The following is a 19,324-nucleotide window of genomic DNA, read 5'->3' on the forward strand; positions in this document are numbered from 1 at the left end:
GCGATCACCCCGCCGACCGGACGCCGACCCGCCGCCCCCCGGTCTAGCGTGGCCGCATGACCGACGACGTGACACGGGGCGGCGGCCCGCCCTGGGGGCCCTGGTGGCGCCACACCGGGCCCGGCCACTCCCACGGCGGCGAGCGCCTGCGCCACCCGTGGGTCTCGTCGCTGGTCATCGCCGTCGTCCAGGTGGTCGGCACCACGGCCGCCGCGCACAACGCGCCCGACCGGGTCACCCTCGGCCACTTCGGGTACGCGCTCCTGCTCGCGGGGCCGGTCCTGCTCCTGTGGCGCAACCGCGCGCCCGTCGCGGCCGCCGCCGCCGTCTCGGCCGTCACGCTCGCGTACGTCGCCGCCGGTTACCCGTACGGTCCGGTCTTCCTGAGCATCGTCGCCGCGTACTTCACGGCCGTCGCCGCCGGTCGCCGCAGAGCCGTCCTGATCATCGCGGCCGCCCTGTACACGGCCTACCTGCTCATCACCGTGTGGCTGTACCGCTGGCTGCCGCCCGCTGGGGACGAGGCCGCCTCGTGGGCCCAGGTGTCGGGGGCCGCCGCCTGGCTGCTGGCGATCCTCGCCGTCGCCGAGCTGTGGCGGCTGCGCAGGGAACAGTTCGTCCGCGACCGGCGGGAGCGGGCCGAGGCCGAGCGGCGCCGCGCCGACGAGGAGCGACTGCGCATCGCCCGCGAGCTGCACGACGTGCTCGCGCACAGCATCTCGGTCATCAACGTGCAGGCGGGGGTGGCCCTCGCCCTCATGGACGAACGCCCCGAGCAGGCCCGGCAGGCACTGACCACCATCAAGGCGGCCAGCAAGGAGGCGCTCGGCGAGGTCCGCCAGGTGCTCGGCACCCTGCGCAGCCCCGGGGAGGCACCCCGCTCGCCCGCACCGGGCCTGGACCGGTTGCCCGAACTGCTCGAACAGGCCGCGGGCGCGGGCCTGGCCGTCGACATCACCCGCGACGGCCGCATCGGAGCCCTGCCACCCGGCGTCGACCTGGCGGCGTTCCGCATCGTCCAGGAGGCGCTGACGAACGTCATCCGCCACTCCGGCTCCCGTACCGCCCGCGTCCGCGTCACCCGCCGCCGGGACGCCGTCGAGCTGCGGGTCGACGACGACGGCCCCGCCACCGCGACCGCCGACCACGCCCCCGACTCCGGTGGCGGCAACGGCCTGCTCGGCATGCGCGAGCGGGCGGCGGCGCTCGGTGGCACGGTCGAGGCCGGACCCCGTGCCGACGGCGGCTTCCGGGTCCTGGCCCGTCTGCCGTGCGCCGCCGGCGCCGCGGCGGCACCCGTCCCCGACAAGGAGAACCCATGACCCGGGTCCTGCTCGCCGACGACCAGCTCCTGGTGCGCGCCGGCTTCGCCGCCCTGCTGGACGCCCAGCCCGACATCGAGGTCGTGGGGGAGGCCTCCGACGGCGCCCAGGCGCTGCGCCTGGTCCGCGAACTCACCCCGGACGCGGTGCTGATGGACATCCGCATGCCTGTCATGGACGGACTGGAGGCCACCCGCCTGATCACCGAGGACGCGGCGCTGACCGGGGTCAGGGTCGTCATCCTCACCACGTTCGAGCTCGACGAGTACGTCTTCGAGGCCATCCGGGCGGGCGCCTCGGGCTTCCTGGTCAAGGACACCGAGCCGGAGGAACTGGTGCGTGCCGTACGGGCGGTGGTGGACGGCGACGCGCTGCTGTCGCCCGGCGTGACCCGACGGCTCATCGCCGAGTTCGCCGCCCGGTCCAAGGAGCCCTCGGCCGCGGCGGAACTCGACCGGCTCACCGAGCGGGAGCGCGAGGTGATGGCCCTGGTCGGGATCGGTCTGTCCAACGAGGAGATCGCGCGCCGCCTGGTGGTGAGCCCGCTCACCGCCAAGACGCACGTCAGCCGCACGATGGTGAAGCTCGGCGCCCGGGACCGGGCCCAACTCGTCGTCCTCGCCTACGAATCCGGTCTGGTGCGGCCGGGCTGGCTCGGCTGAACCGCAGGGGCCCGCGCGGACCGTGGTCCGCACGGGCCCCCAGGCGGCGAGCAGGTCAGTCCCGCACCGGGACCTTGCGCTCCTCGCCCACCGGCGTGGCGGTGTCGGAGGAGGCGACCACGAAGCCGTACGACACCCTGCGGCGCAGCCCCGTGAGGGTGATCAGCAGTCCGGCCAGGGCGATAGCACTGACCACGACCAGCCCCGGGCGGTAGCTGTCGAGCACCGCCTGCGGGGAGGCGGGGTGGCCGTCATCGGACCCGGCGGTGATCGCGGCGGTCACCACCGCGAGGAAGATGGCGCCGCCCACCTGGAAGGAGGTGTTCAGCAGGCCGGAGACCATGCCCTGCTCCTCGTCGCGCACGCCGTTGGTGGCCTGGATGTTGAGCGACGGGAAGACCAGCGCGCACGCGGCGCCCAGCAGCAGCATGGACGGCAGGATCACCGCGGCGAAACCGGGGGTGAGGTCGACGCGCAGGAAGAGCACGTAGCCCACGAACAGCAAGGTGAACCCGGTGGCGATCACCCGCGGTGTGCCGAAGCGGTCCACCAGCGGACCGATGCGCGTGGAGGCGAGCGCCACCAGCGCCCCCGCGGGCAGGAAGGCGAGCGCGGTCTGCAGCGCCGACCAGCCCAGCAGCGACTGCATGTACTGGGTGACGAGGAACTGGAAGCCCACGTAGGAGCCGAAGAAGGCGGCGCCGCCCAGGTTGGCGCGGATCTGGTGGGGCGAGCGCAGGACGCCCAGCCGGATGAGCGGGTGGCTGCTGCGGTGCTCGATCACCGCGAAGGACGCCAGCAGGACGGCGACGGCGGCGAAGGAGAGCAGGGTGCGGGCCGAACTCCAGCCCGCTTCGGGGGCCTGGACGACGGTGAAGACCAGCAGCAGCATCGCCCCGGTGCCGGTCAGGGCGCCGGGCAGGTCGTAACCGCGGCCGGTGTGCCGCTCGCGGGGGCTCGACGGGATCAGCCGCATGCCGGCCACGAGGGCCAGGACGGCCACGGGCGCGGGCAGCAGCATCGTCCAGCGCCAGCCCACCTCGGTCAGCAGGCCGGACAGGACCAGACCCATGGAGAAGCCGGTCGCGCCGCAGGTGGTGTAGATGCTGAGGGCGCGGTTGCGGACCGGTCCCTCGGCGAAGGTCGTGGTGATGATGGACAGTCCCGCCGGGGCGGTGAACGCCGCGCTCAGACCCTTGATGAAGCGGCTGGCGATGAGCAGTTCACCGGAGTCGACGAGTCCGCCGAGCAGGGACGCGAGGGCGAACACGGCCAGCGCGACGAGGAAGACCCGGCGCCGGCCGAGCAGGTCGGCGGCACGGCCGCCGAGGAGCAGCAGGCCGCCGTAGCCGAGGATGTAGCCGCTGACGACCCACTGGAGCGACGAGGTGGACAGGTCGAGGTCGTCCGCGATGGACGGGAGGGCCACGCCGACCATCGAGACGTCCAGGGCGTCGAGGAAGAGCGCGGCGCAGAGCACCAGCAGGGTGCCCCACTGCCGGGCGCTCCAGCGCCCGTCGGAACCGGGGACGGCGGTGTGCGGAGAGGTCATGCCGAGGAACATTACATGCATGTGCATCAGATGCAAGCGCATTTAATGTGCGTACATCTAGTGTTGATTTTCTGGTATCCTGCGGCCATGACCGGCGTGAAGAGTGAGCATGTGCTCGTGGAGCGGTGGCGGGAGGTCCTCTCCCTGCACGCGCGCACCGCGTGCGAACTCGACCGTGAGCTGAACCCGCACGGACTCGGGGCGAGCGACTTCGAGGTGCTCGACCTGCTCGCCGAGGGCAACCCCGACGACGGCGGATGCACCTACCGCGTCCAGGAGCTCGCGGACCGCGTGCACCTGAGCCAGAGCGCGCTCTCCCGGCTGGTCGGCCGGCTGGAGAAGGACGGCCTCGTCAGCCGGGGGATCTGCAGCGAGGACCGGCGCGGGGTGCGGGTCGCACTGACCGAGGCGGGCCGGGTGCGCCACGAGGAGGTCAAGCCCGTGCAGCGCGCCGTCCTGGAGCGGATGCTCGGCCAGGCCTGAGGGCGCCCGGCGCCGCAGGCGTCCTTCCGCTCAGCGGGAGTCGCGCTTCCGGCGGACGTACAGCTGCTTGCGGACCCTGGCCACGACCGTCCCGTCGTCCGCGACGACGTCGTTCTCGAACCACACCAGGGCCTTGTCGCCGCCCGCGGTGAGCTCCCTGATCTCCTCGAGCCGGTGCTCGGTCAGCTTGAAGTCGGCGAACACGTCCCCCTTGCCGGGTGAGACGAACTCGATCTCCGCCGCGCGGTCCCACACCAGGTAGTCGCGCCCGAGGCGGTTCATGACCAGCAGCATCCAGAAGGGGTCGCTCATCGAGAAGAGCGATCCGCCGAAGTGGGTGCCCACGTAGTTGCGGTTGAAGCGGTGGAGCCGCAGGCGGACCCGGGCCGAACTCCAGTCGTCGGCGATGTGCAGGACGCGGATGCCGGAGAACAGGTAGGGCGGCCACCAGGTGATCGCGCGGCGCAGGGCGGCGGGCGTGAGGGAACGTCGTGCCATGCGAAGACGCCAGCACGTGAAGTTACCGGCCGGTAACCAGGGTGCCGCCCCTGCGGCGCGCCCGGTGCGTCAGTCGATCGCCGCCGTGCGCCGCCACAGTTCGATCACGGAGCCATCCCCCGTCACCTGCAGCTTCTCGTACGCACCCCGGTTCCAGAGGGTGAGGTAGAGCTCCTCGGCGGTGCCGCTCACCGTGCAGTCCGCCTCGCCCGGCGCGGGCCGTTCGACGGCCAGGGGATCGGCCGACATGCGCGCGAGCCAATCGTCCCGCGCGGCGTCGGTGCCGGTCGTGCGCACCCGGAGCGTCCTGGGCGTCCCGCTGCGGACCCGGCTCCTGGGCCGGGCGTGGAAACCGGCGAGCAACTCGTCGATGCCGTCGGCCGCGAACCCAGGATCCACCGGGGACGGGGTCCGGCCCAGGGCCAGTTCCGCGTCGACCCGGTGGACCGCCGTCTCGTGCGCCTGGCGCCGCGCCCAGAAGGCCCGCGGGGAGGGGGCCTTGAGGAAGTACCAGCACTCCAGGTCGGCGGGTGCGGCATCGAGGGCCGCGACCAGCAGCCCGTGGCCCTCGCGGAACCAGGGGAGGAGCGAGGCGTCGTCCCTGGGTGCCTCGGCCTCGATGGGCTCCGGCTGCCGCCGTCCCTCCGCGACGTAACGCGTCGCCCAGCGGTGCACGACCCCTTGATGGCGGACCAGTTCGCGCACGCGCCAGCCAGGGCAGGACGGCACCTCGGCGTCGAGCCCGGCCGCTTCCGCCGCGTCGGCGAGCAGTCCGCCGTCGCGTCGCAGCACCTCGATGAACTCGGCTGTCTCCATGACGCGATTGTGGCAGCCGGCACCGACAGCCGGGTCCGTGAAAGCTCAGTGCGCGGGTCGACGCCGGCGCCGGGCCCGCGCCCACCAGGCCGGACAGCACCGCGTCGAGGACGGCCGACGCCACGGCCGTTGCCACGGCCGCCGACCAGCCACCCCGGCCGTGGGCGGCGTCGGCCGTCCAGTCCCCGCACGCCGGGGGAACCCGGATGCGACGCGTCAGACTCCGGCCGCCGCGGACGCGTGCCGGGTCGTGTGCGCGACCACGGCGGCCACCGCCGCCAGCGCGGCGACCGTGGTCAGCGCGACCGGCAGCCCGAAGGCGTCGGCGAGGAAGCCGATCGTGGGCGGCCCGAGCAGGAAGCCCGCGTACCCCAGGGTGGAGGCGGTGGCCACACCGCCGGGGCCGCCGAGGGCACCGGCCCGGCCGATGGCCACGGGGAAGACGTTGGCGAGCCCGAGCCCGGTGAGCGCGAAACCGGCCAGGACGAGCCAGACCTCGGGGCCGAACGCCCCCAGCAGCATCCCGGCGCAGGCCGTGAGTCCGCCCAGCACCACCGCCCGGGTCGGGCCGAGCCGCAGCAGGAGGGCGGTGCCGGAGAGGCGTCCGACGGTCATCGCGAGGGCGACGGCGGCGTATCCGGTGGCCGCGAGGGCCGGACCGGTGTGCAGGTCCTCCTGAAGGTGGAGCGGACCCCATTCGGCGAGCGCTCCCTCGCCGTATGCGGTGCACAGCGCGATTAGGCCGAAGACGGCGACCATCCGCCGGGCGCCCGCCTGGCGCGCCGTGTCGTGCGCACCGTCCATGGTGACGGCCGGCGGATCCGCGGGCTCCGCGGTACGGGGGACGGCGTGTCCGAGCAGGAGCCGCCCGAGCAGCACCGTGGCAAGGAGTCCGAACAGCGCGACGCCGACCAGGTGCTGGGCCGGCGTCAGCCGCGCGGCCAGTGGCCCGCCGACACCCGCCCCGACCAGTCCGCCAAGGCTGTACGCCGCGTGGAAACCGGGCATGATGGGGCGCCGCAGCGCGGCCACCAGGTCGACGGCGACGCTGTTCATCGCGACGTTCATGCCGCCGAAGCCCACGCCGAGCAGGAGCAGTACGAGACCGAGGGCGAGGGGGGAGTGGGTGAACGGGGGCAACGCGACGCCCAGTGACAGGACGGCACCGGTGCCGACGGTCACCTGCCGGGCCCCGAAGCGCCGGCACAGCCGCCCGCTGGGGATCATGGTGGCGACCGCCCCCGCCGACACGCCGAGCAGCGCGAGGCCGAGCGCCCCGGCCGAGGCGCCGACCTGCTCCTTGACGGCGGGGATGCGAACGACCCAGCCGGCGAAGACGAATCCGTCCAGGGCGAAGAACGCGGTCAGGGCGACACGCAGGCGCCGCAACGGGGGCGGCGGACTTGCGCGATCTTGCCGGGCGAGTACGCTCCGTATTTTGTTTAGGCTCGGCACAAAGTGAGAATAGGACTGTGACCCAGACTCGGACAAGGTTGGAGCGGGGCCGTGGTGCGCTCGGTCCCGCGCTCGCGCTCGTGCACACCGGGCGTGCCCCCACCCGCGCCGTGCTCACCGCCGAACTCGGCGTGACGCGGGCGACCGCGGGGGCCGTCGCAGCCGAGCTGGAGGCACTGCGCCTGATCCGGGTCGACACCCGGCCGGGCGGACCCGCCGGAGCGCAGGGCCGGCCCTCGCACCGGCTCGCCGTCAACCCCGAGGGGCCCGTCGTCCTCGCCGCGCAGATCCACGCCGACGGATTCCGCGCCGCCCTGGTCGGACTCGGCGGCCACATCCTCGCGTCCGCTCCGGTCACCATGACCGTGCCCGCGGACCCCGCCCGGGTCCTCGGCGCCGTCGTCGAGGCCGGAGCGGAGCTGCTGCGCGCCTCCGGCCGGGCGTGCGCGGGCGCCGGTCTCGCCGTGCCCTCCGCCGTCGCCGAGCCGGAAGGCGCCGCGCTCAACCCCCTGCACCTCGCCTGGCCCGCGGGCGCGCCCGTCCTGGACATCTTCCGCGAGCAGATCGAGCGGTCGGGCATCATCTCCCCCAACGGGGCGCCGCCGCCGTGCTTCGTCGGCAACGACGTCAACGTCGCCGCTCTCGCCGAGCACCGGCACGGCGCCGGACAGGGAGCCGAGCACCTGCTGGTCGTCGCCACCGGCCACCGCGGCGTCGGTGGTGCGCTCGTCCTGCACGGCAAGCTCCACACCGGCAGTGCCGGACTCGCCCTGGAGGTCGGCCACCTCACGGTCAACCCCGAGGGCCGCCCCTGCCATTGCGGCAGCCGTGGCTGCCTCGACGTCGAAGTGGACCCCCTCGCCTTCCTGGAGTCCGCCGGCCGCATCCCCGGCCCCGAGGGCTCGCTGCCCGACCAGTGCCGTGCCCTGCTCCGCGAGGAGTACGACGACCCGGCGGTGCGGCGCGCCGCCGACAGCCTCATCGACCACCTCGGCCAGGGACTCGCGGGACTGGTCAACGTCCTCAACCCCGACCGGATCCTGCTCGGCGGCCTGCACCGCTGGCTGCTCGACGCCGACCCGGGACGGCTGCGTGCCGTCGTCGCCGAACGCAGCCTGTGGGGGCGCAGCGGCGGCATCCCGCTGCTCGCCTGCGCGCTGGACCACAACAGCCTCGTCGGGGCCGCGGAACTGGCCTGGCAGCCCGTGCTGGACGACCCGCTCACGGCGCTCGGCGCCTGAGGTCCGCCCCCCGGAGCCGCCGGCACACCGTCAGAACAGCGGCTCCGGAGGCTCGGTGGCCTGCGGCAGTGCCTTCGTGGGCGGGGCCGGCAGGTCCTCCGCCGACGCCGTGAGCGGCCATCCCGGCACCAGGTGCGTGTCGAGCAGCAGGACACCGCCGGCCGGCCCGGCCGTGCGGAGGTAGACGTCGCCGCCGGCCACCGCCACGACGGTGCCGCCCAGGGCGGTACCCGGGGCGAGCCCGGTCACCGCGGCGGTGGCCTGGGGCGCGTCGGGCTCCAGGCCGAACACCACCGCGTGGTCGACGGGTTGGAACCCGGTGGCGGTCAGCGTGTCCCGCCAGTCGGGGACCGCGGCCGCCGCCTCGTGGAGGGCCCGCAGCCCGGCCACCCGTGCGGGTGCAGGTGGCAGCGCGGCACGGGCGGCACGCTTCGCGGACGTCGCCACCCGGTCCGGGATGCCCAGCGCCGTCCCGAGGACCGACTCGGCGCGGCGCGCGGCCATCAGCGGCCCCCGGCCCAGGAACGTGAAGCAGATCGCGGCCTGTTCGAGCAGCCGCGCGCTGCCCCGCTCGGCCGCCGTGATGCCGACCTTGCCCAGACCCGGGCCGAACCAGGCCAGGTACACCGCGAAGGTCCGGGGGTCGTCCAGCCGCGTGTCCGCCGCCACGGACCGCGAGCGGTCCAGCGCCGCGCACTGCTCGCACTGGTCGCGGCGGGCCCGCGCGGGAAGTTCCGCGGCCCGCGGGCACGGAGTCCAGCGCCCCGAACGCCACACGCCCATGCACTGCCGCACCGCGCCCGGTTCCACGGCGAGCGCCAGCGGGTCGCCGAGGCGCACGGGACTGCGCCGGTCGCCGTGGCGGGGGTGCCACCAGGTCCACGCCGGGCCCCCGGACACCCATCGCAGACCTGTGCATCGCCACATGATCCGCATGTTAGGCGCAGGCACCGACAGCGGCCGTACTCCCCGGGTGGTACCCGCGGTGCCGCTGGCCGTACGACGACCAGCGGCCGCGCGCGGACCAGTCTCGTGGTGCAGGAAACCACGGCATCACCAAGGAGACGATTCGCGATGGACGCCAACGCACTGACCGCGCTCGCCGACCACTGGGACGGGGGCCCCGGCCCCTGGATCCTGTTCTTCCCGCTGATCTGGGCCGCCGTCATCGGAGGCGTCGCATTCGTGCTGCGCCGCGCCGCGTGGCGCAGGGGCCTCGGCCGCGGCCCCTGGCACGCCCGGGCCGCGATCGGCGAGCACTCGCCGATCGCCGTACTGGGCCGCCGCTTCGCCGCGGGCGAGATCGACGAGGACGAGTACTGGCGCCGGCTGTCCGTCCTGGACGAGCAGTTCGGCCGCTTCCCCAAGGGCGGGGAGCGATGACCGCCGCCCGCGTCGTCGACGCAGTCAAGACCTACGGGGCGGGCGACGCCCAGGTGCGCGCCCTGGACGGGGTCACGGTCGGGTTCCCCGGCGGGCGGTTCACCGCGATCATGGGTCCCTCCGGATCCGGGAAGTCCACCCTCATGCACTGTGCCGCCGGCCTGGACACCCTCACCTCCGGGACCGCCTGGATCGGCGACACGGAGCTGGGGGCGCTCGGCGACCGGCAGTTGACGCTGCTGCGCCGGGAGCGGGTCGGCTTCGTCTTCCAGTCCTTCAACCTGCTGCCGACCCTGACCGTGGCGGAGAACATCACCCTGCCCCAGGACCTGGCCGGTGCCGGGACGGACCGCGAGTGGGTGGACGCCCTGATCGACGTCGTGGGCCTGGGCGACCGGCTGCGGCACCGCCCGAGCGAGCTCTCCGGGGGCCAGCAGCAGCGCGTGGCGGTGGCCAGGGCGCTGGCCGGGCGGCCCGAGGTCGTCTTCGCCGACGAGCCCACCGGCAACCTCGACTCGCGGTCCGGCGAGGAGGTGCTGCGCCTGCTGGGACGGGCCGTCCACGAGATGGGCCGCACGGTCGTCATGGTCACCCACGACCCGGTCGCCGCCGCCCACGCCGACGAGGTCGTCTTCCTCGCCGACGGACGCCTGGTGGACACGATGCCCGACCCGAGCGCGGAGAAGGTCCTCGACCGCATGAAGGCCTTCGACACCGCCCGCGACGCGGGACGCGGCACCGCACCGCGGCAGCGGGTGACGTCATGAGCGCGCCGGCCGGGCCGGTCCGCGCGTCCCTGCGGCTGAGCCTGTCCTCCCTGAGGGCCCACAAGCGCCGGTTCGCCGGCACCTTCCTGGCGGTCTTCCTGGGTGTCGCCTTCCTGGCCGGCACCCTGGTGATGGGCGACACCCTGCGCGCCGGCTTCGACATGCTCTTCGGACACGCCAACAGCGGCACCGACGTGGTCGTCCGCAGCGCCGACGTCGTCACCGTCCCCGGGGAGGGACAAGGGACCCGCGAACCCGTCGACAGCGCGCTCGTCGCGCGGCTGCGGGCCGTGCCCGGGGTGGCGGCCGTCGCGCCCGACATCGAGGGCGCGGGCCAACTCGTCGGCCGTGACGGCAAGCCCGTCGGCGGTCAGGGCCCGCCGACCCTCGCCGGGAACTGGATCGACGACGCCGCGCTGAACCCGTACGCCCTCGCCGAGGGCCGCGCCCCCAGGGCCGCCGGCGAGGCCGTGGTGAACCGTGCCGCGGCCGAGCAGGGCGGGGTGGGCATCGGCGACACGACCGTGCTGCGCACCCCCGACCCGCTGCGGGTGACGATCGTCGGACTGGTGACCTTCGGCGGCGAGGACGGCATGGGCCAGTCCACCTTCACCGGCCTCACCCGCGCCGACGCCGAGCGCCAACTGATGCCCGGGCCCGGCCGGGCGTCCTCGATCAAGGTGCGCGCGGCCTCCGGCGTCGGCCAGGAAGAGCTGGCGAGGCGCGTCGCGGGCGTGCTGCCCCACGGTGTCGAGGCGATCACCGGTCGGCAGGCCACGGACGAGAACCTCGACCAGGTCTCGGGCCGGTTCCTGTCGCTGTTCACGACCCTGCTGACGGTCTTCGCCGGGATCGCCCTGCTCGTGGCGACCTTCAGCATCCACAACACCTTCGCGATCGTCGTCGCCCAGCGCACCCGGGAGAACGCCCTGCTGCGGGCGCTCGGCGCGTCCCGGCGCCAGGTGCTCGGCTCGACCCTCACGGAAGCTGTGGCCGTGGCGCTGGCCGCTTCGGCCGCCGGGCTCCTGGGCGGGATCGGCATCGCGGCCGGGCTCCAGGCGCTGTTCCCGGCCGTTGGATTCCCCTTCCCGGACGGGGGACTGGTCGTCGGCGCCACCGCCATGGCCGTACCGCTCGGCGTCGGCCTGCTCGTCTGCACCGGCTCGGCCGTGCTGCCCGCCGTCAGGGCCGGGCGTACGGCGCCGCTCGCCGCGCTGCGCGAGACGGCGGTGGACCACTCCGGTTCCTCGCGCGGACGGGCGGCGCTGGGGGCCGCGCTGGCGGTGGCCGGTGCCGCGACGACCGTGGCGGGCGCGGCGGGCACGCCCGAGGTGTGGCTCGCCTCCGCCGGAGCCGCCGTGGTCGTCGTCGCGTTCGTCGTCCTGGGGCCGGTCGCCGTCTCGTACGCGGTACGCGTCCTGGGAGCCCCGCTCGCCCGGCTGCGCGGTGCCACCGGGGCGCTGGCCCGGCGGAACGCGCTGCGGAGCCCGAAGCGGACGGCGGCCACCGCCACCGCGCTGATGATCGGCGTCGCGGTCGTGTCGCTCTTCACGGTCTTCGGTGCCTCCCTGAAGGCCACCATGGACCGGACCGTCGACCGCTCCTTCGCCGGTGACGTCGCCCTGACCGCCTCGGGGTTCGGTGCGGGTGCCAACGGTCTCAGCCCGGGGCTCGCCCCCGCCGTGGCGAAGCTGCCGGAGGTGGCGACGGCGGTCGGGCTCGGCAAGGGCGTCGCCGAAGTCGACGGCGGCGGGCGGCGGCTGACGGTCACCGACCCCGTCGCCCTGACGCGCGTGCTCGACCTCGGTGCCGTCGACGGCTCCCTGAGCGGCCTCGGCCGGGACGGCATCGCCGTCTCCCGCAAGGAAGCGGACAAGCACCACTGGAAGCCGGGCAGCACCATGATGCTGGCGTTCGCCGACGGCACCCGCCAGACCTTCACCGTGCGCGCCCTCTACCCGGAGGCCGGCCTCGGCGGCGACTACATCGTCACCCGCACTGCCTGGGCACCGCACAAGGTGCAGGACGCCGACGACCTCGTCGCCGTCGCCTTCAAGAAGGGCGTCGCCCTCGACGAGGGCCGCACGGCCGTCCAAGCAATCGCCCGGCAGTACGGCAACCCCGAGGTGCAGACCCGCGAGGAGTACGCGGAATCCGCCGCCTCGGGCGTGGACATCATGCTGACGCTCGTCTACGCACTGCTCGCGCTGGCCGTCCTCATCGCGCTGCTCGGCATCGCCAACACGCTCACCCTCGCGGTGCACGAGCGCACCCGCGAACTCGGGCTGCTGCGCGCGGTCGGGCAGACCAGGAGCCAGCTACGGGCCATGGTCCGCTGGGAGTCCGTCCTGGTCGCCGCCTTCGGCACGGCCGGCGGCCTGGCGCTCGGGGGGTTCCTCGGCTGGGCACTGGTCAAGGCGTCGGACGGCGCGGGCACGAGCGCCTTCGCGGTGCCGCCCGTCCAGCTCGCGGTCGTCGTGCTGGTCGGGCTGGCGGCCGGAGTCCTGGCCGGTTGGCGTCCGGCCCGGCGCGCGGCGCGTCTGGACGTACTGAGGGCCATCGCAGCGGAGTGACTCCGCCGACGACGGCCCGGGGGCCACGGCCGCCGTGCCCCTCCGGGGGTGCGGCGGCCGCGCGTCAGACCAGCACCGGTTCGGCCGCGGCCGGGACCAGCCGATCGAGTACCGGGGCCCAGGCCTCCGGCGTCTCGGGGAGCACCGGCAGCGTCCGCGGGGCGACCTTGCGGACGACTGCCGCCGACACCTGCTCGGTCATCGCCCTGGACGAGACCGTCGCCTCGGCCCGGAGCGTGAACCACACGACCTTGCCACCGTCGTTGACGGTCTCGGTGCCCCAGCTGTCGCTCATCGACACGACCATGGCGAGGCCGCGGCCGCAGGTGGCCAGGGGCTCGAACTCGCGGACCCGCGGCAGGCGCGGATCGTTGTCCGAGACGGCGACGGTGAGCCAGCCGGAGGCGAAACTCAGCTCGACGGAACAGCGCTTGTCCGGCCGGGCGTGCCGGTGGACGTTGCCGAGCAGTTCGGTGATGCCCAGCAGAGTGGGGTCGATCAGGGGGTCCAGCCGCCAGTACCGCAGTTGAGCGGCGACGATGCGGCGTACCTGCTGGATCCGGGACGGCAGTGCCTCAAGTTCCAGGGCACACTGCCGTTTACTGCCTTCTGAGCTGATCACGGCTGCGACTCCCTCCGCGGTGAGGGCGCGCCCCTGTGATCGGGGCATGCCCCGCCCGCATGGTATGGGAACACCTTTGCGGGATTGCTGTGAGTGACTGCTGCAGTGACTCCGTGACGCCACTCAAGGATCACCCCGATGGATGCTTACCGCAACTCCGTGAACGCGGAGAGTGCCGTTCCGTTCGGCTCAGCGGCGCGCGACCCGCTCCCGGGCCGTGCGCAGGGCGTCCAGGAAGCGGCCCGCGGACGCCGCGCCCTGCGTGCGCAGGGTCAGCAGGTAGCCGGTGCCGTTGAGCCGTGTCAGGGTGCGGCGCCGCACCGCGAACCGCGGGGTCAGGGCGTGGACGTCCTCCACCGGGGCGCTGTCGATCTCCCGCCCGCGGCTGGTGAGCAGCACCAGGCGGCCGTCACGGATCAGGACCTGCCCGCCCCGGGTGAGCGACCGCAGCCGCCGTCCGATCCGCACCCCTGTGGCGGTGAACTCCGCTTCGGCCACGGCGCATCCCCTCCTTCGTCCGCTCGAAGTCTGCCCGCTCCGGGGGGCGTGGCACCAGCGCCTGCCTATGATCGGGAGACAGGCGCGAACGGAAGGCGGCGCAGGTGGACAGCAGCGAGAAGGGTGACCGCGAAGACCGTGCGAGGCCGACGGAGGCGATGCCCACCGTCGACGTGGACCGGACCGACCCGGACTACCGGGGGTGGCTGAAAGAGGCCGTGCGCAAGGTCCAGGCGGACGCCAACCGCTCCGCCGACACACACCTGTTGCGCTTCCCGCTCCCCGACGCCTGGGGCATCGACCTCTACCTGAAGGACGAGTCGACCCACCCGACCGGCAGCCTCAAGCACCGCCTCGCCCGTTCGCTGTTCCTCTACGGCCTGTGCAACGGCTGGGTCCGGCCGGGCAAGCCCGTCATCGAGGCCTCCAGCGGCTCGACCGCGGTGTCCGAGGCGTACTTCGCCGCCTTGATCGGCGTACCGTTCATCGCCGTGATCCCGCGCACCACCAGCTGGGAGAAGCAGCGGCTGATCGAGTTCCACGGCGGGCGGTGCCACCTGGTGGACGACCCGCGGACGGTCTACGAGGTCTCCGCCCGCCTCGCGGAGGAGACCGGCGGCCACTACATGGACCAGTTCACCTACGCCGAGCGCGCCACCGACTGGCGCGGCAACAACAACATCGCCGAGTCGATCTACCAGCAGCTGCGCCTGGAACGGAACCCCTGCCCGGCGTGGATCGTGGCCACCGCCGGCACCGGCGGGACCTCGGCCACCATCGCCCGCTACATCCACTACATGCAGTACGAAACCCTGGTGTGCGTCGCGGACCCGGAGAACTCGGTGTTCTTCGACGGCTGGGTGAGCGGCGACGACTCCGTGTGCTGCGACCGCGGTTCACGGATCGAGGGCATCGGCCGCCCGAGGGTGGAGCCGAGTTTCGTGCCCGGTGCCGTCGACCGGATGATGAAGGTGCCGGACGCGGCGTCGGTGGCGGCGGTCCGCGCCCTGGAGGCGGCCATCGGGCGCAAGGCCGGGGGATCGACGGGCACCGGCCTGTGGAGCGCCTTCAAGATCGTCTCGGAGATGCTCGCGGCGGGCCACACGGGCAGTGTCGTCACCTTGCTGTGCGACCCCGGCGACCGGTACCTGGACAAGTACTATTCCGATGCCTGGGTCACCGAACAGGGCCTGGACGTCACGCCGTACGCCGTCACCATCGACACCTTCCTGACGGCGGGGACCTGGCCGGACTGACGCGGTCCGCCCGTTCCGTTCTGTTACGTCGTGGTCACCAGGAGTCCGCCGGAGTACCGCCTTCCCTTCCACGGGCGCTCCTAGCGTCCGGATATGACGATCTCTCACGTCGCGCCTCCGGCGGTCGCGCCGCCGACCCCCGCGCCCGGTGCGGCCGCACCGCCGGTGCGCCGGGCGCCGGTACCGCCCGTCCGGGCGCGGCGCCGGCGCATGCCGCCCCCGGCGCGCCTGGTCGTCCAGGCGACCGCCGCGCTGGTGGCCGTCCTCGCCCTGTGCCTCGCCGTGGTCGTCGGGGCCGTCACCGTACGGTCGGACGCCGAGCAGTTGCGCGACACCTCCGCGCACCGCGCCGCCGTCACGGCGGAACTCCGCTTCGCCCTGGCCGATCTGGACGCCCAGCGCGCCAACCAGCTGGTGCCCGGCCATGCGGTCGACGACCCCGAGGTGTCGGTCGGCAACCGCCTCCTCGCACTCATCACCGCCCAGCAACGCCGGGCCCAGGCCAGCGACCTCCTCCGGCAGCTCGGCGGCGACGAGGCCCATGCCGCGCAGGTGCGCGGCATCCTCGACCTGCTCGGGCGCTACGACGACGCCAGCGGTCGTGCCGCCTACGTCGACGAGCAGCACCACGAGCGGGCCGCGGGCCACCCGCCGGTGGTCGCCGTCGCCTTCTCCGCCGAGGCGGGCGACATCATGCACAGCCACCTGCTGCCCAAGGTCGCGACCCTGGCGAAGGCCTACGACGCGCAGGCCACGGCGGCGTCGCGCACCGCGCAGGACGCCGCCGTGGGCTCGGCCGTGGCCGTGGGGCTGCTGGGCCTGGTCGCCGTCGCCGTACTCCTGTGGTGGCAGCGGGACCTGACCCGCCGTTACCGCCGTGTCCTCAACCCGGCCCTGGCCGCCGCCACGGCCGCGGCGCTCGGGGTCACCCTCGCCGGCGTGTTCTCCTTCACCGGCGCCGCCGCCGACCTCGACGCCGGGACCCGGGACGGACTGCGCCCCTGGTCCCGGCTCGCACAGGCCCGCGCGGTCGCCGCGGAGGCCGCCGCCACGCAGAGCCGCTGGCTCGTCAACGGCGCCGAGCCGCAGCAGCGCGCCGAACTCGACGCGCTCAACCGGCGGCTGGACGGCCTGCTGGCCCCCGACGGCTGGGCCGCGGCGGACGAGCGTACCGCGTACGCCGACGTCAACGAGCGCTACGCGCACTTCCGCGCCGACGACCGCAAGCTCGTCGAACTGATGGCCGGCCGGCGGATCGACGAGGCAGCCGTGGTGCTCACGGACGTCGGGCGCGGTGAGGTGGGGTTCGACTTCTGGGACTTTTCGACCACCCTGGACGTCCTCGCGCAGGACCAGCAGGCCGACTTCACCGTGCGCACGGACGCCGCGCGCTCCGCGCTCGACGGCTGGCCCGCCGTTCCCGCGGGCGTCCTCGGCATCGCCGCGGCCCTCGTCGTGGTCGGTGTGCGGCCGCGGCTCGCGGAGTACCGGTGAGGCGGTGGTCCCGGGGCCGACGGGGCTTGTGGGGAAACTGCGTTCGGTTATGGAAAGGCCTGTCAGTCCGATCTTGTGAAAGAGCCTCCGGTGACCACCACCCCACCGCCCCCCGACGACGTCCCCTCCGTGCCCGACGACGTCTGGGAGCGGTTCGTCCAGGACAGCGAGGCGGAGATCCGCGCGTCGGCGCCCAAGGAACCCTCGGCGCGGGCCCGTATGGTCACCGAGCGACTGCGGCAGCAGGACGCGGAGGCGGCGCGCCGCACCAAGCGCAAAGGACGCGGCAACCCGCCGCCCGCGCAGCCCGAGGGCTGGCGCACCGGCCCGGCGGTCTACGCGGTCGAGGCGCGCGGCCACCGGCGCCGCCGGTGGCTCGGGCTGGTCGGCGTCCTCGTCGCCGTCGGGGTGCTGCTGTTCGCTTTGAACCCGGGCTGGGCGCTGGACGCGATGCGCGGCAGCGCGGCCCCGGACCCCTCGCCGCTCGCCGCGGAGACCGCGCGGCCGACGAGCGCCCCGTCGCAGGAGGCGTTCCCCGGCACGCCCACGCTCGAGGACCCGTTCGCCGGCTCCCCGGCGAAGCAGTACGCCGACGGCGCCGCGGGGATCGTCCCGCCGAAGGCGCGGTCGGCCGGCTGGATGACGTCGGCGCAGGTGAAGGCGGCCCTCAAGAACGTCAAGGCGTACCTGGTCGACACCAACCTGGACCCCGCGACGCTTCGGGGCGAACGGCCCGACGCCGCCCTGGGGATGATCGATCCGAGCCAGCGCGACCTGCGCACCCGGTTCGAGACGGCCTTCCGCAAGCCGACCTGGAAGAACGACCCGCTCCGGCTCGCGGTGCGCTTCAAGCCCTCCGAAGTCGCCCTGGCGGGAGACGTGGTCAAGACCCGCGGCCGGATGACCTTCGCGAAGGGCAAGGACCGCGCCGTCGTCGTCCACGCCGACTACACCTTCGTGTACCCCCTGGTGCAGGCGGGGTCCGGTTCCACCGAGGTCGCCCGGACGATCATCCGCCGCATCCTGGACGTCGAGTTCCCCGACCCGTCCCGCTACCGGGTGACCCCCGGCAAGTTCGCGATCACCCTGTACGTCGACGACGTTGCCAACACGGCCTGCTCCGTCCACGACGGCTGGCTCCACCCGCAGTTCGCCTCCGGCGCCTCGCCGGGTGACGACCCCGGTCGGTCGGGGCCCACCGTGGACCCCTACGACCGCAGCAGGGACCTCGAGGCCGAGCGGACGGGGTCAGAGGGCTGCGGCACCGTCTCCCGTACCTGAGGCCCCGGCCCCGCCGGGAGGCCCGTTCAGGAGGCCAGCCGGCGGTCCAGCGAGCGGACCGCGGAACGGAACGACAGGCCGAGGCCCGGGCGGGACAGGAGCAGGAAGGTGCGCAGGGGCGGGGGGCCGTCGGCGGCGAAGGTCCAGCGCACGTGGGTGCCGCCGCCCGGGGTGGGGGAGAGCGCCCATTCCTCCAGCAGGGCGCGCAGGCCTGGGGCGTTCGTGGCGTCAACACGGTAGGCGAAGCGCCGCGGAGGCTCGTCGGCGAGGACGGTCTCCTCGAAACGCACTCCTCCCCGGAGCCCGATCGCACGGCCCGTGGCGGTCGGCACGGCGGCCGTGACGGCGCCGAACCACGCCGTCCAGCCCTCGATGTCCTTGGCGAGGGCGGCGTGCACGGCGTCGGGCGGTGCCGTGACGTCGGCGGCGAAGACGAGACGCAGCGGCGCCGAGGCGAGGAAGCCCAGGTCCACCTGACGTGTGGGGCGCAGTCGGCGGGTCATGGGCCGTACGGTAGTTGATGCCTCGTCAGTTGTCTGCGGGACTCTCGCGCAGGGCGCCGCCCGGCTCGGCCTCCCCGGGCTCGCCGGCGACGATCAGGTCCGACAGGTGCTCGGCGATCTCCGCCCGGAGCACCTCGGGGATGCCCGCGTCGGTGACGAGGGTGTCCACGTCCTCCAGGGTGGCGAAGGAGCTCAGGCCCACGGTGCCCCACTTGGTGTGGTCGGCGATGACGACCACCCGGCGTGCGGAGCGGACGAAGCGCCGGTTGGTCTCCGCCTCGGCGAGGTTGGGTGTGGACAGGCCGGCCTCGACCGAGATGCCGTGGACGCCGAGGAAGAGCAGGTCGAAGTGGAGCGAGCCGATCGCCCGGTCCGCGACGGGGCCGACGAGGGAGTCCGAGGGGGTGCGCACACCGCCGGTGAGGACGACGGTCGCGGCGCCCTCGCGGCCGCCGCCCGCGCCGCGGGCCGCGGAGTGGAAGACGTCGGCGACGCGGACGGAGTTGGTGACCACGGTGAGGTCGGGCACGTCGAGGAGGTGCTGCGCCAGGGCGTACGTCGTCGTGCCGCCGGTGAGCGCGATGGCGCTGCCGGGGGTGACCAGGCGGGCGGCGGCGCGAGCGATGGCCTCCTTGGCCCCGAGCTCGAGACCCGCCTTCGCCTCGAAGCCCGGCTCGTGGCTGCTGGCGGGGGCGACCGGCACGGCGCCGCCGTGGACCTTCTCGACCACGCCCTGACGGGCGAGCGCGTCGAGGTCGCGGCGGACGGTCATGTCCGACACGTTCAGCTTCCGGGTCAGCTCGTTGACCCGGACCCCGCCGCGGCGCCGGACCTCGTCCAGGATCAGCGCACGCCGCTGTTCCGCGAGCAGGTTCTGGTTGTCGCTCACCCGAGGTCCCGTCCCATCCTCTGATGTGA

The 19,324-nt window shown here is 74.1% G+C and carries 19 protein-coding genes; 10 read left to right on the plus strand and 9 right to left on the minus strand.

Annotation, left to right across the window (positions count from 1 at the left end):
• The first annotated feature begins 56 nt into the window (after positions 1–56).
• Both ACFYYN_RS27430 and ACFYYN_RS27435 read left to right on the plus strand, forming a co-directional pair.
• Positions 57–1,322: a sensor histidine kinase gene (locus tag ACFYYN_RS27430; RefSeq protein ID WP_500547890.1), complete on the plus strand. Its 1,266-nt coding sequence runs from the start codon at positions 57–59 to the stop codon at positions 1,320–1,322.
• Positions 1,319–1,984 (plus strand): transcriptional regulator, encoded by a 666-nt coding sequence (locus ACFYYN_RS27435; protein WP_499510704.1) that lies wholly within the window; start codon positions 1,319–1,321, stop codon positions 1,982–1,984. The genes ACFYYN_RS27430 and ACFYYN_RS27435 overlap by 4 nt, the downstream gene beginning before the upstream one ends.
• Positions 1,985–2,039: 55 nt before the next feature.
• Here the strand turns inward: ACFYYN_RS27435 and ACFYYN_RS27440 are convergent, their stop codons facing one another.
• Positions 2,040–3,536, minus strand: coding sequence for an MFS transporter (locus tag ACFYYN_RS27440; RefSeq protein ID WP_500547891.1), 1,497 nt, complete (start codon positions 3,534–3,536; stop codon positions 2,040–2,042).
• A gap of 87 nt (positions 3,537–3,623) precedes the next feature.
• Between ACFYYN_RS27440 and ACFYYN_RS27445 the strand changes: the two genes are divergently transcribed.
• Positions 3,624–4,019, plus strand: a complete 396-nt coding sequence (locus ACFYYN_RS27445) for a MarR family winged helix-turn-helix transcriptional regulator (RefSeq protein WP_500324352.1) — start codon at positions 3,624–3,626, stop codon at positions 4,017–4,019.
• Positions 4,020–4,049: 30 nt separating this feature from the next.
• Here the strand turns inward: ACFYYN_RS27445 and ACFYYN_RS27450 are convergent, their stop codons facing one another.
• From ACFYYN_RS27450 to ACFYYN_RS27460, 3 genes are all read right to left on the minus strand, one after another.
• The gene (locus ACFYYN_RS27450) at positions 4,050–4,517 is read right to left on the minus strand and encodes a DUF4442 domain-containing protein (protein WP_500335628.1); all 468 of its coding nucleotides are present in this window, start codon (positions 4,515–4,517) and stop codon (positions 4,050–4,052) included.
• Between the two features lie 69 nt (positions 4,518–4,586).
• Positions 4,587–5,333 (minus strand): maleylpyruvate isomerase family mycothiol-dependent enzyme, encoded by a 747-nt coding sequence (locus ACFYYN_RS27455; protein ID WP_500547892.1) that lies wholly within the window; start codon positions 5,331–5,333, stop codon positions 4,587–4,589.
• 216 nt (positions 5,334–5,549) lie between these two features.
• Complete coding sequence (locus tag ACFYYN_RS27460; protein ID WP_500547893.1) at positions 5,550–6,788, minus strand: MFS transporter; 1,239 nt, start codon at positions 6,786–6,788, stop codon at positions 5,550–5,552.
• A gap of 17 nt (positions 6,789–6,805) precedes the next feature.
• Between ACFYYN_RS27460 and ACFYYN_RS27465 the strand changes: the two genes are divergently transcribed.
• On the plus strand, positions 6,806–8,029 hold the full coding sequence (locus ACFYYN_RS27465; protein WP_500324348.1) for an ROK family protein: 1,224 nt from the start codon (positions 6,806–6,808) through the stop codon (positions 8,027–8,029).
• Positions 8,030–8,059: 30 nt separating this feature from the next.
• Here the strand turns inward: ACFYYN_RS27465 and ACFYYN_RS27470 are convergent, their stop codons facing one another.
• Entirely contained in the window at positions 8,060–8,956 is an 897-nt protein-coding gene (locus tag ACFYYN_RS27470; RefSeq protein ID WP_500547894.1) for a DUF2797 domain-containing protein, read from the minus strand.
• Positions 8,957–9,103: 147 nt separating this feature from the next.
• Here ACFYYN_RS27470 and ACFYYN_RS27475 point away from each other — a divergent pair, with 147 nt between their 5' ends.
• The 3 genes from ACFYYN_RS27475 to ACFYYN_RS27485 are packed head-to-tail and all read left to right on the plus strand — an operon-like array spanning position 9,104 to position 12,752.
• Positions 9,104–9,412, plus strand: coding sequence for an SHOCT domain-containing protein (locus tag ACFYYN_RS27475; RefSeq protein ID WP_500547895.1), 309 nt, complete (start codon positions 9,104–9,106; stop codon positions 9,410–9,412).
• Complete coding sequence (locus ACFYYN_RS27480; RefSeq protein ID WP_500547896.1) at positions 9,409–10,179, plus strand: ABC transporter ATP-binding protein; 771 nt, start codon at positions 9,409–9,411, stop codon at positions 10,177–10,179. The genes ACFYYN_RS27475 and ACFYYN_RS27480 overlap by 4 nt, the downstream gene beginning before the upstream one ends.
• The gene (locus ACFYYN_RS27485; RefSeq protein ID WP_500547897.1) at positions 10,176–12,752 is read left to right on the plus strand and encodes an ABC transporter permease; all 2,577 of its coding nucleotides are present in this window, start codon (positions 10,176–10,178) and stop codon (positions 12,750–12,752) included. Before ACFYYN_RS27480 ends, ACFYYN_RS27485 begins: the two co-directional genes overlap by 4 nt.
• Before the next feature lie 64 nt (positions 12,753–12,816).
• Here the strand turns inward: ACFYYN_RS27485 and ACFYYN_RS27490 are convergent, their stop codons facing one another.
• Positions 12,817–13,374, minus strand: a complete 558-nt coding sequence (locus tag ACFYYN_RS27490; RefSeq protein ID WP_500370644.1) for an ATP-binding protein — start codon at positions 13,372–13,374, stop codon at positions 12,817–12,819.
• 189 nt (positions 13,375–13,563) lie between these two features.
• The gene (locus ACFYYN_RS27495) at positions 13,564–13,872 is read right to left on the minus strand and encodes a hypothetical protein (protein WP_500324342.1); all 309 of its coding nucleotides are present in this window, start codon (positions 13,870–13,872) and stop codon (positions 13,564–13,566) included.
• Between the two features lie 158 nt (positions 13,873–14,030).
• Here ACFYYN_RS27495 and ACFYYN_RS27500 point away from each other — a divergent pair, with 158 nt between their 5' ends.
• From ACFYYN_RS27500 to ACFYYN_RS27510, 3 genes are all read left to right on the plus strand, one after another.
• Entirely contained in the window at positions 14,031–15,128 is a 1,098-nt protein-coding gene (locus ACFYYN_RS27500; RefSeq protein ID WP_500547898.1) for a PLP-dependent cysteine synthase family protein, read from the plus strand.
• 93 nt (positions 15,129–15,221) lie between these two features.
• Positions 15,222–16,622, plus strand: a complete 1,401-nt coding sequence (locus tag ACFYYN_RS27505; protein ID WP_500547899.1) for a GlnX family signal transduction membrane protein — start codon at positions 15,222–15,224, stop codon at positions 16,620–16,622.
• 90 nt (positions 16,623–16,712) lie between these two features.
• On the plus strand, positions 16,713–17,903 hold the full coding sequence (locus ACFYYN_RS27510; protein ID WP_500547900.1) for a hypothetical protein: 1,191 nt from the start codon (positions 16,713–16,715) through the stop codon (positions 17,901–17,903).
• Between the two features lie 26 nt (positions 17,904–17,929).
• On the opposite strand, the gene ACFYYN_RS27515 is transcribed toward ACFYYN_RS27510, so the two are convergent.
• Complete coding sequence (locus ACFYYN_RS27515; RefSeq protein ID WP_500547901.1) at positions 17,930–18,406, minus strand: SRPBCC family protein; 477 nt, start codon at positions 18,404–18,406, stop codon at positions 17,930–17,932.
• 25 nt (positions 18,407–18,431) lie between these two features.
• A complete protein-coding gene (locus ACFYYN_RS27520; protein ID WP_500324338.1) occupies positions 18,432–19,295 on the minus strand; it encodes a DeoR/GlpR family DNA-binding transcription regulator in 864 nt (287 codons plus the stop codon).
• Positions 19,296–19,324 lie beyond the last annotated feature (29 nt).

It is taken from the genome of Streptomyces sp. NPDC001902 (genome assembly GCF_042891295.1).
Lineage (GTDB): Bacteria > Actinomycetota > Actinomycetes > Streptomycetales > Streptomycetaceae > Actinacidiphila.